This is a genomic window from Kitasatospora sp. NPDC059827 (assembly GCF_042731675.1).
In the GTDB taxonomy this organism is placed as follows: Bacteria; Actinomycetota; Actinomycetes; order Streptomycetales; family Streptomycetaceae; genus Kitasatospora.
The window spans coordinates 2,651-20,217 of the sequence record NZ_JBHWIV010000022.1 but is presented as its reverse complement, the minus strand read 5'-3'; the positions used below and the strand labels follow the sequence as shown (position 1 = coordinate 20,217).

The 17,567-nt window shown below is 71.7% G+C and carries 1 protein-coding gene; it reads left to right on the top strand.

Annotation, left to right across the window (positions count from 1 at the left end; translation table 11 throughout):
• The first annotated feature begins 265 nt into the window (after positions 1–265).
• Complete coding sequence (locus tag ACFV8H_RS16345; RefSeq protein ID WP_380400244.1) at positions 266–17,449, top strand: hypothetical protein; 17,184 nt, start codon at positions 266–268, stop codon at positions 17,447–17,449.
• Positions 17,450–17,567 lie beyond the last annotated feature (118 nt).

Here is a 17,567-nt window from a genome sequence, read left to right as displayed (position 1 = left end):
TCCGCCCCGGTCGGCCGTCGGTCCGGCAGCGGCCCCGCCACCAGCCGCTTGCTGCCCCCGGCCGTCCGCTGCGCCGAACGAAGTCGGGCGCTGGGCCGAAAGCGCGCATTCCGGGACGAAAATACGATGACACGACGTCCGATCAACCGTACGAGCCGTTGACCTCGGCAATTCTCTTGCTCACGCACGCGGGCATTCGCGTGACGGTCCTGTTGTCCGCCCACCCACGTGCTCGTGGGTGGGCGGTCGCGAGAGGAGACGCCGGATGGCTCCGGTGAGGTTGTTGCTCGGCGGTCGGTTCTCGACGGCCATGCGTGGTGTGCTCGCGCTGCTCTGCCTGCTGCCCCAGGGCGGACTGGCGCTGGCCGCCGCCCCGCCCGCGTACGCGCCCCAGGAGCCGTCCGAGGAGCAGCGGGCGCTGGTGGCGTGCACGCCGACCGGCACCTTCACCAACTGCACCCGGTTCACCTACAGCGGCGGCGATCAGACCTTCACCGTGCCGGCCGGTGTCACCAGCGTCTACGCGCGGCTCTGGGGCGGCGGTGGCGGCGGCTCGCCGAGCGCCTACTACACCGGTCAGTTCGGCGGCGGTGGCGGCGGCTTCACCACCGGCACCATCGCCGTGACGCCCGGTCAGAGCCTGACCGTCACCTCCGGTCAGGGCGGTCTGATGAACCGGACCACCGCGGTGTACGGCGGCGGCGGTCCCGGCGGCCGGGGCGGGGCCGGCGGAGGCCTGGCGACGGGCGCCAGCGGCGGCGGCATGAGCGCCGTGTGGAACGGCAACTACGGCGGCACCCCGTTGCTGATCGCCGGCGGCGGCGGCGGTTCCTCGCCGGGCGCCGACACCGGCACCCCCGCCGCGGGCGGCGGCGGCGGGACCAATGGCGGCCAGGACAACCGCCCGGCGAGCTCCGGCCGCGGCGGCACCCAGAGCGCCGGCGGCGCGGCCGCCACCCAGACCAGCTGCGGCAGCGCCACGGCGGGCAGCCGCTTCCTCGGCGGCAGCGGCGCGCCCAACAACAACGAGGGCGGCGGCGGTGGCGGCGGCGGCCTGTACGGCGGCGGTGGCGGCGCCTGCCAGGGCCCGAGCTCCCTGGAGCTCAACGGCATGGGCGGTGGCGGCTCCGGCTACACCGGCGGCACCGGGGTGACCAATGCGCAGACCGCCGCCGGCGCCAACAGCGCCGCCAACGGCCAGGGCGGCCTGGCCGCAGGACGCGACGACGCGCTCTACGGCTCCGGCATCGGCAACGGCGGCGGCACCGCCAACGGCGGCAACGGCGAGGTCACCCTGGAGTGGGTGACGCAGATCGGCCTGTCCATCAGGAAGACGGCCGCCCCGACCGCCTACGTCCCGGGCCAGAGCCTCACCTACACCGTCGTGGTCAGCAACGCCGGTCCGGCACCCGCCGTCGGCGCGGCGGTCCGGGACGCGCTGCCCGCCGCGCTGTCCGGGTTCACCTGGACCTGCTCGGCCGGCTCCGCGAGCAGCGGCTGCGGCGACGCGAGCGGCACGGGCAGCATCGATACGACGGCGACTGTCGCGGTGAACGACTCCGTGACGTACACGGTGACCGGCACGGTCCCGTCCGGGACCACGGGCACCCTGTCGAACACCGCGACGGTGACCCGCCCCAGCGCAACGACGGACCCGAACTGCGGACCGACCTGCTCCAGCTCCGTCGACACCCCGGGCCGGGTGACCACCGGACTGTCGGTGACCAAGACGCCCGACAAGAACCCGTACGTGCCCGGGCAGCCGCTGACCTACACCATCGTGGTGAAGAACGCCGGCCCCTCGGACGCCGTCGGCACCTCGGTCGCGGACAAGCTGCCCAACGCGATCCAGGGCTTCACCTGGAAGTGCACGGCCTCCAGCGGCAGTAGCTGTGGTGCCACCGCGTCCGGCACGGGTGACATCAACACGACGGTCACCATCCTGGCGGGCGGCCAGGTGAGCTACACGCTCACCGGCACGGTGCCGTCGGACGCGAACGGCTCACTGGACAACCGCGCCACGGTCAACCCGCCCACCGGCGCCACCGACCCGAACTGCTCGCCGAAGTGCACGAGCACCGCCAACCCCATCCCGCCGGGCAACCAGGCGAACCTGGTCGTCTCCAAGACCCTGCTGACCAGCCCGGTGGTGCCGGGCCAGCAGGTCAAGTGGCAGGTGAAGGTCACCAACAACGGGCCCTCCCGGGCCCGCAACGTCGTCGTGACCGACCAGGTCCCGGCCGGGGTCACCGGGGCCGCCATGGTCAACGACCAGGACGGCAGCGCCTGCCCGGTCGCCAACGGCACGGCCACCTGCCCCGCCGTCGAGATCCCGGTCAACGGCACCGCCAGCTGGACGCTCAGCGGCACGCTCGACCCCAACGCCACCACCACGCCGACCAACTCCGCCGTCGTCACCGGCGGCCCCGACCCGTCGGCGTCCTCGCGCACCGCGGTCGCCTCGCCGACCGCGACGCCCACGCCGCAGGCCGGCCTGACCATCTCGAAGACGCTGCTGACCAGCCCCGTGGTGCCCGGGCAGCAGATCCAGTGGCGGGTGACGGTCGCCAACAGCGGGCCTTCGCGGGCCCGGAACGTGGTCGTGACCGACCAGGTGCCGGCCGGGGTGAGCGGCGCTTCGATGAAGGCCGACGCGGACGGGACCGCCTGTTCGATCAGCGGTGGTGTCGCGACCTGCCCGGCGGTGGAGATCCCGGCGGGCTCGTCCGCGAGCTGGACGCTCAGCGGCACGCTCTCGCCCGACGCGACGACGACCCCGACGAACACGGCGGTGGTGACGGGCGGCCCCGACCCCTCGGCGACCGCCCGTACGGCGGTGGCCTCGCCGAGCGCCCTGCCGACGCCGCAGGCCAACCTGGTCGTCTCCAAGTCCCTGCTGACCAGCCCGGTGGTGCCCGGGCAGCAGGTGCAGTGGCGGGTGACGGTCGCCAACAGCGGGCCTTCGCGGGCCCGGAACGTGGTCGTGACCGACCAGGTGCCGGCCGGGGTGAGCGGCGCTTCGATGAAGGCCGACGCGGACGGGACCGCGTGCTCGATCAGCGGTGGTGTCGCGACCTGCCCGGCGGTGGAGATCCCGGCGGGCTCATCCGCGAGCTGGACGCTCAGCGGCTCGCTCGACCCCAACGCCACCACCACGCCGACGAACACGGTGACGGTGACGGGCGGGCCCGACCCGTCGGCCTCGACCCGCACCGCCGTGGCCTCGCCGACCGCTGCGCCCACGCCGCAGGCGGGCCTCAAGGTCTCCAAGTCGCTGGTGACCAACCCGGTGGTGCCCGGTCAGCAGATCCAGTGGCAGATCAACGTCTTCAACTCCGGGCCGTCGCGGGCCCGGAACGTGGTGGTCGGCGACCAGATCCCGGCCGGGGTCAACAACGCCACCATGACCGGGCCGAACGGCACCACCTGCCCGATCGCCAACGGCGTCGCCACCTGCCCGGCGGTCGAGATCCCGGCCGGCCAGGCGCTGAACTGGACGCTCACGGGGACGCTGGACCCGAACGCCACGGCGACGCCGACGAACACGGTGACGGTGACGGGCGGTCCCGATCCGACGGCGTCCACGCACACGGCGGTGGCGTCCCCGTCCAACTCGCCGGTGCCGCAGGCGAACCTGGCCGTCTCGAAGGTGCTGCTGACGAGCCCGGTGGTGCCGGGTCAGCAGGTGCAGTGGCAGGTGTCGGTGACCAACAACGGTCCGTCGCGGGCGCGGAATGTCGTGGTGACGGATCAGGTGCCGGCTGGGGTGAGCGGTGCTTCGATGACGGGTTCGGACGGTTCCACCTGTCCGATCAGTGGTGGTGTGGCGACGTGTCCTGCGGTGGAGATCCCGGCGGGGCAGACGATGACGTGGATGCTCTCCGGGACGCTGGACCCGAACGCCACGGCGACGCCATCGAACACGGTGACGGTGACGGGTGGTCCGGATCCGACGGCGTCCACGCACACGGCGGTGGCCTCTCCGTCCAACTCGCCCTCGCCGCAGGCGAATCTTTCGGTGTCGAAGGTGCTGCTGACGAATCCGGTGGTGCCCGGGCAGCAGATTCAGTGGCGGGTGTCGGTGACGAACAACGGGCCTTCGCGGGCGCGGAACGTGGTGGTGACGGACCAGGTGCCGTCCGGGGTCGCCGATGCCTCGATGCGGGCCGACGCCGGTGGGGCCGGCTGTCCGATCAGTGGTGGTGTGGCGACGTGTCCGGCGGTGGAGATCCCGGCAGGGCAGACGTTGACCTGGACATTGACGGGAACGCTTGCCTCCGATGCGACGGCGACGCCGACGAACACCGTGACGGTGACCGGTGGTCCGGATCCGACGGCCGCCACGCACACGGCGGTGGCGTCTCCGTCCAACTCGCCTTCGCCGCAGGCCAATCTGACCGTGTCGAAGGTGCTGCTCACGAATCCGGTGGTGCCGGGCCAGCAGATCCAGTGGCAGGTGTCGGTCACGAACAGCGGGCCTTCGCGGGCGCGGAACGTGGTCGTGACGGATCAGGTGCCGGCTGGGGTGAGCGGTGCTTCGATGGCGGGTGCGGACGGTTCCACCTGTGTGATCAGTGGTGGCGTCGCGACGTGTCCGGCGGTGGAGATTCCGGCCGGGCAGACGATGACGTGGACGCTCTCCGGGACGTTGGACCCGAACGCGACCACCACGCCGACCAACTCCGTGACGGTGACCGGCGGTCCTGACCCGACGGCGTCCAGCCACACGGCGGTGGCCTCGCCGACGTCGTCGCCCACGCCGCAGGCCGGGCTGAGCATCGGCAAGGTGCTGCTGACGAACCCGGTCGTGCCGGGCCAGCAGATCCAGTGGCAGGTGACGGTCACCAACAACGGGCCCTCGCGCGCCCGGAACGTGGTCGTGACGGACCAGGTGCCGGCGAGCGTCAACGGCGCGTCGATGACGGCAGACGCCGACGGCGCCAACTGCCCCGTCAGCAGCGGGGTTGCGACCTGCCCCGCCGTGGAGATCCCGGCCGGGCAGGCCCTCACCTGGACGCTGAGTGGCACACTCTCGCCCGACGCGACGACCACCCCGACGAACACGGCGGTCGTCACCGGCGGCCCCGACCCGGCGGCCACGGCCCGTACGGCGGTGGCCTCGCCGAGTTCCTCGCCGACGCCGCAGGCCAAGCTCGTCGTCTCGAAGGCGTTGCTCACCGATCCGGTGGTCCCGGGCCAGCAGGTGCAGTGGCGGGTGACGGTCACCAACAACGGGCCCTCGCGGGCGCGGAACGTCGTGGTCACGGACACGGTGCCAGCGGGTGTGAACGACCCGAGCATGGCGGCCTCCGACGGCACCGCCTGCCCGATCGCGAACGGGACGGCAACCTGCCCGGCGGTGGAGATCCCCGCAGGCTCGTCCGCGACCTGGACCCTGACTGGGACGCTGGCGCCGGACGCGACCGTGACGCCGACGAACACGGTGACGGTCACGGGTGGGCCCGACCCGTCGGCGTCCACGCACACCGCCGTTGCTTCGCCGACCTCGACGCCTTCGGCGCAGGCGAAGCTCGTCGTCTCGAAGGTGCTGCTCACCGATCCGGTGGTGCCCGGCCAGCAGGTGCAGTGGCGGGTGTCGGTCACGAACAACGGGCCTTCGCGGGCTCGGAACGTGGTGGTGACGGATCAGGTGCCGGCTGGGGTGAGCGGTGCTTCGATGACGGGTTCGGACGGTTCCACCTGCCCGATCACCAGCGGTGTCGCGACCTGTCCCGCGGTGGAGATTCCGGCCGGGCAGACGATGACCTGGACGCTGTCCGGCACGCTGGATGCGAACGCGACGACCACGCCGACCAACACGGCGGTCGTCACGGGCGGTCCTGACCCGACGGCGACCGCGCACACCGCCGTCGCGTCGCCGAGTACGTCGCCCTCGCCTCGTGCGAACCTCACCGTCTCGAAGTCGCTGCTGACGAACCCGGTGGTGCCTGGTCAGCAGGTGCAGTGGCGGGTGTCGGTGACCAACAGCGGTCCTTCGCGGGCTCGGAATGTGGTGGTGACGGATCAGGTGCCGGCTGGGGTGAGCGGTGCTTCGATGGCGGGGTCGGACGGTTCCACCTGTCCGATCAGTGGTGGTGTCGCGACGTGTCCGGCGGTGGAGATCCCGGCCGGGCAGACGATGACCTGGACGCTCACCGGCACCCTGGCGCAGGACGCCACGGTCACACCGACCAACACGGTGACCGTCACCGGTGGTCCGGATCCGACGGCCGCCACGCACACGGCGGTGGCGTCTCCCTCTAACTCGCCTTCGCCGCAAGCGAATCTGACCGTGTCGAAGTCGCTGCTGACGAACCCGGTGGTGCCCGGGCAGCAGATTCAGTGGCGGGTGTCGGTCACGAACAACGGGCCGTCGCGGGCGCGGAACGTCGTGGTGACGGACCAGGTGCCGACCGGGGTGAGTGCTGCCTCGATGGCGGCGGACGCGGATGGGGCTGTCTGTCCGATCAGTGGTGGTGTGGCGACGTGTCCGGCGGTGGAGATCCCGGCCGGACAGACGGTGACCTGGACGCTCACCGGCACGCTTGCCTCCGATGCGACGGCGACGCCTTCGAACACGGTGACGGTGACGGGTGGTCCGGATCCGACGGCTGCCACGCACACGGCGGTGGCTTCGCCGTCGAACTCGCCTTCACCGCAGGCGAATCTGACCGTGTCGAAGGTCTTGCTGACGAACCCGGTGGTGCCTGGGCAGCAGATCCAGTGGCGGGTGACCGTCACCAATAACGGGCCGTCGCGGGCGCGGAACGTCGTGGTCACGGACACGGTGCCGACCGGGGTGAACGCCCCGAGCATGGCGGCCTCGGACGGGACCGCCTGCCCGATCGCGAACGGGACGGCGACCTGCCCGGCAGTGGAGATCCCCGCGGGCTCGTCCGCGACCTGGACCCTGACCGGGACGCTGGCGCCGGATGCGACCGTGACGCCGACGAACACGGTGACGGTCACGGGTGGGCCCGACCCGTCGACGTCCACGCACACCGCCGTCGCTTCTCCGTCGAACTCGCCCTCGCAGCAGGCGAAACTGTCGGTGTCGAAGGTGCTGCTGACCGACCCGGTGGTGCCTGGTCAGCAGGTGCAGTGGCGGGTGTCGGTCACGAACAACGGTCCTTCGCGGGCGCGGAATGTGGTGGTGACGGATCAGGTCCCGTCCGGGGTGAACGGTGCCTCGATGGCGGCGGATGCTGACGGTTCCACCTGCCCGATCGCCAATGGTGTGGCCACGTGTCCGGCGGTGGAGATCCCGGTCGGGCAGACGGCGACCTGGACGCTGTCCGGCACGCTGGATGCGAACGCGACCAGCACGCCGACGAACACGGCCGTCGTCACCGGTGGTCCCGATCCGACGGCGACCGCACACACGGCGGTGGCTTCGCCTTCGAACTCGCCGTCGCCGCAAGCGAATCTGTCGGTCTCGAAGGCGCTCCTCACCGACCCGGTGGTGCCGGGCCAGCAGGTGCAGTGGCGGGTGTCGGTCACGAACAACGGTCCTTCGCGGGCCCGGAATGTGGTGGTGACGGATCAGGTCCCGTCCGGGGTGAACGATGCCTCGATGCGGGCGGATGCGGGTGGGGCTGCCTGTCCGATCAGTGGTGGTGTGGCGACGTGTCCGGCGGTGGAGATTCCGGCGGGCTCGTCCGCGAGCTGGACGTTGACCGGGACGCTGGCACCGGACGCGACCGTGACGCCGACGAACACGGCGGTGGTGACGGGCGGTCCTGACCCGACGGCGACCGCACACACCGCTGTCGCTTCGCCGACCTCGACGCCTTCGGCGCAGGCGAAGCTCGTCGTCTCGAAGGTGCTGCTCACCGATCCTGTGGTGCCCGGCCAGCAGGTGCAGTGGCGGGTGAGCGTGACCAACAACGGGCCTTCGCGGGCTCGGAATGTGGTGGTGACGGATCAGGTGCCGGCTGGGGTGAGCGGTGCTTCGATGGCGGGTTCGGACGGTTCCACCTGCCCGATTGCCAGTGGTGTGGCGACGTGTCCGGCGGTGGAGATTCCGGCAGGGCAGACGATGACCTGGACGCTCTCCGGCACGCTGGACTCCAACGCGACGACCACGCCGACGAACACGGCGGTCGTCACGGGCGGTCCTGACCCGACGGCGACCGCGCACACCGCCGTCGCCTCGCCGAGCACGTCGCCCTCGCCCCGTGCGAACCTCACCGTGTCGAAGGTGCTGCTGACGAACCCGGTGGTGCCGGGTCAGCAGATTCAGTGGCGGGTGTCGGTGACCAACAACGGGCCTTCGCGGGCTCGGAATGTGGTGGTGACGGATCAGGTCCCGGCCGGGGTGAACGATGCCTCGATGCTGGGGTCGGACGGTTCCACCTGTCCGATCGCGAATGGTGTCGCGACGTGTCCGGCGATGGAGATTCCGGCCGGGCAGACGATGACCTGGACGCTCTCCGGCACGCTCGACCCGAATGCGACTGCGACTCCCGGCAACACGGTGACGGTGACGGGCGGTCCTGACCCGACGGCTGCCACGCACACGGCGGTGGCGTCTCCCTCCAACTCGCCTTCGCCGCGGGCGAATCTGACCGTGTCGAAGTCGCTGCTGACGAATCCGGTGGTGCCCGGGCAGCAGATTCAGTGGCGGGTGTCGGTCACGAACAACGGGCCTTCGCGGGCGCGGAACGTCGTGGTCACGGATACGGTGCCGACCGGGGTGAACGATGCCTCGATGCGGGCGGATGCGGGTGGGGCTGCCTGTCCGATCAGTGGTGGTGTGGCGACGTGTCCGGCGGTGGAGATCCCGGCCGGGCAGACGCTGACCTGGACGTTGACGGGCACGCTCGCCTCCGATGCGACGGCGACGCCGACGAACACCGTGACGGTCACGGGTGGTCCGGACCCGACGGATGCCACGCACACAGCGGTGGCGTCTCCCTCCAACTCGCCCTCGCCGCAGGCCAATCTGACCGTATCGAAGGTGCTGCTGACGAATCCGGTGGTGCCGGGTCAGCAGATCCAGTGGCAGGTGAGCGTCACCAACAACGGGCCCTCGCGGGCGCGCAATGTGGTGGTGACCGATCGGGTGCCGGTTGGAGTGAGCGGTGCCTCGATGACCGGTTCGGACGGTTCCACCTGCCCGATCAGCGGCGGTGTGGCCACCTGCCCGGCGGTGGAGATCCCGGCCGGCCAGACGATGACCTGGACACTCTCCGGGACGCTGGACCCGAACGCGACCACCACGCCGACCAACTCCGTGACGGTGACCGGCGGTCCTGACCCGACGGCGTCCAGCCACACGGCGGTGGCCTCACCGACGTCGTCGCCGACCCCGCAGGCCGGGCTGAGCATCGGCAAGGTGCTGCTGACGAACCCGGTCGTGCCTGGGCAGCAGATCCAGTGGCGGGTGACGGTCACCAACAGCGGTCCCTCGCGAGCGCGGAACGTCGTGGTGATGGACCAGGTGCCGACCAGTGTCAACAGTGCGTCGATGACGGCGGACGCCGACGGTTCCACCTGCCCGATCGCCAGTGGTGTGGCGACGTGTCCGGCGGTGGAGATCCCGGCGGGGCAGACGATGACGTGGACACTGTCCGGGACGCTCGACCCCAACGCGACGTCGACGCCGGGCAATACGGCAGTGGTCACGGGCGGTCCCGACCCGAGTGCGACGGCGCACACGGCGGTGGCCTCGCCTTCGAGCTCGCCGTCGCCGCAGGCGAATCTGTCGGTCTCGAAGGTGCTTCTCACCGATCCGGTGGTGCCTGGCCAGCAGATCCAGTGGCGGGTGACGGTCACGAACAACGGTCCTTCGCGGGCGCGGAACGTCGTGGTCACGGATGCGGTGCCGGCGGGTGTGAACGACCCGAGCATGGTGGCCTCCGACGGGACCACCTGCCCGATCGCGAACGGGACCGCGACCTGCCCAGCGGTGGAGATCCCCGCGGGCTCGTCCGCGACCTGGACCCTGACCGGGACGCTGGCGCCGGACGCGACGGTGACGCCGACGAATACGGCGGTGGTGACGGGTGGTCCGGATCCGACGGCGACCGCACACACGGCGGTGGCGTCTCCCTCGAACTCGCCTTCGCAGCAAGCGAGGCTGACCGTGTCGAAGGTACTGCTCACCGACCCGGTGGTGCCGGGCCAGCAGGTGCAGTGGCGGGTGAGCGTGACCAACAACGGGCCTTCGCGGGCTCGGAACGTGGTGGTGACCGATCAGGTCCCGTCCGGGGTGAACGGTGCCTCGATGACGGCGGATGCTGACGGTTCCACCTGCCCGATCGCCAATGGTGTGGCCACGTGTCCGGCGGTGGAGATCCCGGTCGGGCAGACCTTGACCTGGACGCTGTCCGGCACGCTCGACGCGAACGCGACCAGCACGCCGACGAACACGGCCGTCGTCACCGGCGGTCCCGACCCCTCGGCCACGGCGCACACGGCGGTGGCTTCGCCGCCGAACTCGCCGTCGCCGCAGGCAAAGCTGACCGTGTCGAAGGTGCTGCTGACGAACCCGGTGGTGCCGGGCCAGCAGATTCAGTGGCGGGTGACGGTTGCCAACAACGGTCCTTCGCGGGCTCGGAACGTGGTGGTGACGGATCTGGTCCCGTCCGGGGTGAACGGTGCCTCGATGAAGGCGGATGCTGACGGTTCCACCTGCCCGATCGCCAATGGTGTGGCCACGTGTCCGGCGGTGGAGATCCCGGTCGGGCAGACGGTGACCTGGACGCTCACCGGGACCCTGAGCCCGGACGCGACGGTGACGCCGACCAATACAGCGACCGTGACCGGCGGTCCGGATCCGACGGCTGCCACCCACACGGCGGTGGCTTCTCCGTCGAACTCGCCGTTGCCGCAGGCGAATCTGTCGGTGTCGAAGGTGCTGCTGACCAGCCCAGTGGTGCCCGGGCAGCAGATCCAGTGGCGGGTGACCGTCACCAACAACGGTCCCTCGCGGGCCCGGAACGTCGTGGTCACGGACCGGGTGCCGGACGGTGTCAGCGGTGCGGGCATGACCGCCGCCGACGGGACCGTCTGCCCGATCACGAACGGGACGGCCGCCTGCCCGGCGATCGAGCTGGAGGTCGGCCAGTCGCAGACGTACACGCTGAGCGGCACGCTCATGCAGGACGCGACCGTGACGCCGACGAACACGGCGGTGGTGACGGGTGGTCCCGACCCGAGTGCGACGGCGCACACGGCGGTGGCCTCGCCTTCGAACTCGCCGTCGCCGCAGGCGAAGCTGACCGTGTCGAAGGTGCTGCTGACCAACCCGGTCGTGCCGGGGGAGGAGATCCAGTGGCGCGTTTCGGTGACCAACAACGGTCCCTCGCGGGCCCGGAACGTGGTCGTCAGTGACCGGATCCCGGACGGGGTCTCCGATGCCGTGCTCCAGTCGGACGCCGACGCGAGCCGGTGCCCGATCACCGGCGGGACGGCAGTGTGCCCGGCGATCGAGCTGGAGGTCGGGCAGACCGCCTCGTACACGCTGACCGGGAGGCTGGCGCCGGACGCGACGGTGACACCGACGAACACGGCGGTGGTGACGGGTGGTCCCGACCCCTCGGCCACGGCGCACACGGCGGTGGCTTCTCCCTCGAACTCGCCCTTGCCACAGGCGAACCTGAGCATCGCCAAGGTCCTGGTGACCAACCCGGTCGTCCCCGGGCAGCAGATCCAGTGGCGGGTTTCGGTGACCAACAACGGTCCCTCGCGGGCCCGGAACGTCGTCGTGACCGACACGATCCCGGCGATGGTCAACGCCCCCGGGATGGCCTCGGACACGGACGGCTCGACCTGCCCGATCAGCAACGGCGTGGCGACCTGCCCCGCCGTCGAGATCCCGGCCGGCTCCACCGTGTCCTACACCGTCACCGGGACGCTCGACCCGGCGGCGACCAGCACCCCGGCGAACGTCGCCGTCGTCACCGGCGGGCCCGACCCGACGGCGACGGCCCACACGGCGACCGCGGAGGCCAGTGAGACGGTCGTGCCGCAGGCCCGGCTGTCGGTGTCGAAGGTGCTGCTGACCGACCCGGTCGTGCCCGGACAGCGGATCGAGTGGCGGATCAGCGTGACCAACAACGGGCCGAGTCGGGCCCGGAACGTGGTGGTCAGCGACCGGCTGCCGGACGGCGTCGTCGGCGCCGAGCTGACGCCGGACGCGACGCACGCGGCCTGCCCGGTCTCGGGCGGCGTGGCGACCTGTCCGGCGGTGGAGATCCCGGTCGGCGGGACGGCGACGTACACGGTCGCCGGCATCCTCGCCCAGGACGCGACGACGGTGCCCGGCAACATCGCCGTGGTGACCGGCGGACCGGACCCGAGCGCGACGGCCCACACGGCGGTCGCCTCGCCCACCGGCTCGCCCTCGCCGCAGGCGCGGCTGAGCCTGGCCAAGGTGCTGGTCACCGACCCGGTGGTGCCGGGTGGGACGATCCAGTGGCGGGTGACCGTCACCAACCAGGGGCCGTCCCGGGCCCGGAACGTCGTGGTCACCGACCGGGTCCCGGACGGCGTGACCGGCGCCATGATGGTCTCGGACGAGGACGGCACCCGGTGCGCGATCACCAACGGCGTCGCCGGCTGCCCGGCGATCGAGCTGGAGGTCGGGCAGATGGCCTCGTACACGCTGAGCGGGACGCTCGCTGCCGATGCCGTCGTCACCCCGACGAACACGGCGACGGCCACGGGTGGCCCGGACCCGAGCACGCCGACCCACACGGCTGTCGCCTCGCCCACCAACTCGCCGTCGCCGCAGGCGAATCTGTCGGTGTCGAAGGTGCTGGTCACCGACCCTGTGGTGCCGGGTCAGCAGATCCAGTGGCGGGTGACGGTGACCAACCACGGGCCTTCGCGGGCGCGCAATGTGGTGGTGACGGATCGGGTGCCGGCCGGGGTGTCGAATGCGTCGATGGTGGCGCAGGACGGTACGGCGTGCCCGATTGCGAGTGGGACGGCGACGTGTCCGGCGGTGGAGATTCCGGCGGGGCAGACGCTGACCTGGACGCTGTCCGGGACGCTGGATGCCAATGCGACGGTGACGCCGATCAACTCGGTCACCGTGACGGGTGGTCCGGATCCGACGGCGTCCTCGCACACGGCGGTGGCGTCTCCGTCGAACTCGCCCTCGCCCCAGGCGAATCTGTCGGTGTCGAAGGTTCTGCTCACGAATCCGGTGGTGCCGGGTCAGCAGGTCCAGTGGCGGGTGAGCGTGACGAACAACGGTCCTTCGCGGGCGCGGAACGTGGTGGTGACCGATCAGGTGCCGTCCGGGGTGAATGGTGCCTCGATGGTGGCGGATGCTGACGGGGCCAATTGCCCGATCGGCGGCGGGGTTGCGATGTGTCCGGCGGTGGAGATTGCGGCCGGTGGCACGGTGACCTGGACGCTCACCGGGACTCTCAGCGCGGATGCGACGGTGACGCCGTCCAACACGGTGACCGTGACGGGTGGTCCGGACCCGAGTACGCCGACCCACACGGCGGTGGCGTCCTCTTCGAACTCGCCCTTGCCGCAGGCGAATCTGGTCGTGTCGAAGGTGCTGGTCACTGACCCGGTGGTGCCGGGTCAGCAGATCCAGTGGCGGGTGACCGTGACGAACAACGGGCCTTCGCGGGCGCGGAACGTGGTCGTGACCGACCGGATTCCCGATGGGGTGCTGAACGCGTCGATGAGTGCGCAGGACGGTACGGCGTGCTCGATCGCGAACGGTACGGCGACCTGCCCGGCGGTGGAGATTGCGGCCGGTGGCACAGTGACCTGGACGCTCACCGGGACGCTGGCGCCGGACGCGACGGTGACGCCGACGAACACGGCGGTGGTGACGGGCGGTCCGGATCCGACGGCGACCGCGCACACGGCGGTGGCGTCTCCCACCAACTCGCCCTCGCCCCAGGCGAACCTGTCGGTGTCGAAGGTTTTGCTGACGAACCCGGTGGTTCCGGGGCAGCAGATTCAGTGGCGGGTGAGCGTGACGAACAATGGTCCTTCGCGGGCGCGGAACGTGGTCGTGACTGATCAGGTGCCGGCTGGGGTGTCGAACGCGTCGATGGCGGCGGATGCTGGCGGGGCCAATTGCCCGATCAGCGGCGGGGTTGCGACGTGTCCGGCGGTGGAGATCCCGGCGGGGCAGACGGTGACCTGGACACTCACCGGGACTCTCAGCGCGGATGCGACGGTGACGCCGTCCAACACGGTGACCGTGACGGGCGGTCCGGACCCGAGTACGCCGACCCACACGGCGGTGGCGTCTTCTTCGAACTCGCCCTTGCCGCAGGCGAATCTGGTCGTGTCGAAGGTGCTGGTCACTGACCCGGTGGTGCCGGGTCAGCAGATCCAGTGGCGGGTGACCGTGACGAACAACGGGCCTTCGCGGGCGCGGAACGTGGTCGTGACCGACCGGATTCCCGATGGGGTGCTGAACGCGTCGATGAGTGCGCAGGACGGTACGGCGTGCTCGATCGCGAACGGTACGGCGACCTGTCCGGCGGTGGAGATTGCGGCCGGTGGCACGGCGACCTGGACGCTCACCGGGACGCTGGCGCCGGACGCGACGTTGACGCCGACGAACACGGCGGTGGTGACGGGCGGTCCGGATCCGACGGCGACCGCGCACACGGCGGTGGCGTCTCCCACCAACTCGCCCTCGCCGCAGGCGAACCTGTCGGTGTCGAAGGTGCTGCTGACCAACCCGGTCGTTCCGGGCCAGCAGATCCAGTGGCGCGTGACGGTCACGAACAACGGGCCGTCGCGAGCGCGCAACGTCGTCGTGACCGACCAGGTGCCGGCCGGGGTGTCGAACGCGTCCATGGCGGCGCAGGACGGTACTGCCTGCCCGATCGCCAATGGTGTGGCGACGTGTCCGGCAGTGGAGATCCCGGCCGGTGACACGGTGACCTGGACGCTGTCCGGGACGCTGGATGCCAATGCCACGGTGACGCCGATCAACTCGGTCACCGTGACGGGTGGTCCGGACCCGAGCACGCCGACCCACACGGCGGTGGCGTCTCCGTCGAACTCGCCGTTGCCGCAGGCGAATCTGTCGGTGTCGAAGGTTCTGCTGACCAACCCGGTGGTGCCCGGGCAGCAGATCCAGTGGCGGGTGAGCGTGACGAACAACGGTCCGTCGCGGGCCCGGAACGTCGTCGTGACCGATCAGGTGCCGGCCGGGGTGTCGAATGCGTCGATGGCGGCGCAGGACGGTACCGCCTGTCCGATCGCGAATGGTACGGCGACCTGCCCGGCCGTCGAGATCCTGGCCGGTGGCACGGTGACCTGGACGCTCACCGGGACGCTGGACGCCGACGCCACCGTCACACCGACCAACTCGGTCACCGTGACGGGCGGGCCCGACCCGAGCACGCCCGTGCACACCGCCACCGCCTCGCCCAGCGGCACTCCCGAGCCGCAGGCGAACCTGGTCGTGTCGAAGGTGCTGGTCACCGACCCGGTGGTGCCGGGCCGGCAGATCCAGTGGCAGGTCAGTGTGAGGAACGACGGTCCGTCGCGGGCACGCAACGTGGTCGTGAGTGACCAGGTGCCGGCCGGGGTGCTGAACGCCTCGATGGCATCGCAGGACGGTACGGTGTGCCCGATCGTGAACGGGACGGCGACCTGCCCGGCCGTCGAGATCCCGGTCGGCGGGCTGCTGACCTGGACCCTGACCGGCACGCTCGACCCCGCCGCCACGGTGACGCCGACCAACACGGCGCTCGTCACCGGCGGCCCGGACCCGAGCGCCGTCACCCACACGGCGGTGGCCAGTCCCTCGACCGGGCCGGTGGCCGAGGCGCGCCTGTCGGTCGCCAAGGTGCTGGTCACCGACCCGGTGGTGCCCGGCGGGCGGATCGAGTGGCGGGTGACCGTCACCAACCAGGGGCCGTCCGTCGCTCGTGACGTGGTGGTCACCGACCGGGTGCCGGACGGGGTGTTGAACGCGTCGATGACGGCGGACGACGGTATCGCCTGCCCGATCGCGAACGGTACGGCGACCTGTCCGGCCGTCGGGATCGCCGTCGGCGCCACCCGGGCCTGGACCCTGACCGGCACGCTGGACGCCGGTGCCACCGTCACGCCGGTCAACACGGCGACCGTGACCGGTGGGCCCGACCCGGTGACGCCGACCCACACGGCGGTCGCCTCGCCGAGTTCCTCGCCGTCGGCGCAGGCCCGGCTGACCGTCGCCAAGGTCCTCGTCACCAACCCGGTGGTGCCCGGGGCGCCGATCGAGTGGCAGGTGACCGTGACCAACGACGGCCCCTCCACGGCGCGCGGCGTCGTGGTGACGGATAGGGTGCCCGCCGGGGTGAGCGGCGCCTCGATGACCGGGCCCGGCGGTGCGAGCTGCACCGTCACGGACGGGACGGCGACCTGCCCGGCGGTGGAGATCCCGGTCGGGCGGACGCTGACCTGGATCCTGCGCGGCACGCTCGACCCGGCCGCGACCGTCACGCCCGCCAACACGGTCACCGTGACCGGTGGGCCCGACCCGGTGACGCCGACCCACACGGCGGTCGCCTCGCCGAGTTCGTCGCCCTCGGGGCAGGCCCGGCTGACCGTCGCCAAGGTGCTGCTGACCTCCCCGGTCGTCGCCGGGCAGCAGATCCGGTGGCGGGTCACGGTGACCAACGACGGGCCCTCGCTGGCCCGCAACGTGGTCGTCACGGACGAGGTGCCCGCCGGGGTGAACGACGCGTCGATGACGGCCGACGCCGACGGGACACCGTGCCCCGTCGCGAACGGGACGGCGACCTGTCCGGCGGTGGAGATCCCGGTCGGTACGACGCTGTCCTGGACACTGACCGGCACGCTGGACCCGAACGCCACGGCCGTTCCGGTCAACACGGTGGTGGTGACGGGCGGCCCGGATCCGAGCGCGACCGCGCACACGGCGGTGGCGACGCCGACCGAGCCGATCACCGTCCAGCACGACCTGCTGCTCAGCAAGCAGGCGAGCCCGGCGAACCCGAAGGCCGGTGACACCGTCACGTACACGGTTACCGCGACCAACCGGGCCAGCGGCACGTACCTCGGGGCCGTCGTCACCGACGACCTCTCCGGGGTGCTGGACGGCGCGGTGTACGACGCCGACGCCCGGGCCAGCAGCGGACGGACGGCCTATGCGGCGCCGCGGCTGACCTGGACGCTGGACCTCCTGCCGGGTGCGACGGAGACGCTCACCTACACCGTCACCGTGAAGTCGGACGCGGGCGGCACGGCGCTGGTCAACCGGCTGGCCGCCGACGGGTCCAACTGCTCGGGCGGCAACGGGGCCCGGCGGGCGGTGGCGGGCAACTGCTCGACCACCACCACCGTCCGGAACACGCCCAGCCCGAGCCCGACCAGCAAGCCGCCGCTGCCGCCCACCGGGAGCGGGAACCCGTTCGCGGCGCTGCTGGCGACGGTGGTGTTCCTGGTGGTCGGCGGAAGCCTGATCGCGGCCCGCCGCGACCGCCGCTCCCGCCGCTGACCCGCGGTGACCGTCGGGGGGGGGGGGGGGCCCCGCGCCCCCCCCCCCCGGGGGGCCCCCCCGGGGGCCCGCCCGCGGAGCCGCGGGAAACCCCCGCGGCGGGTTGGCCGCCGGGCGG

Excerpts from the sequence above, each read along its gene's own strand:
- ACFV8H_RS16345 (WP_380400244.1), top strand. The coding sequence starts at position 266 with ATGGCTCCGGTGAGGTTGTTGCTCGGCGGTCGGTTCTCGACGGCCATG.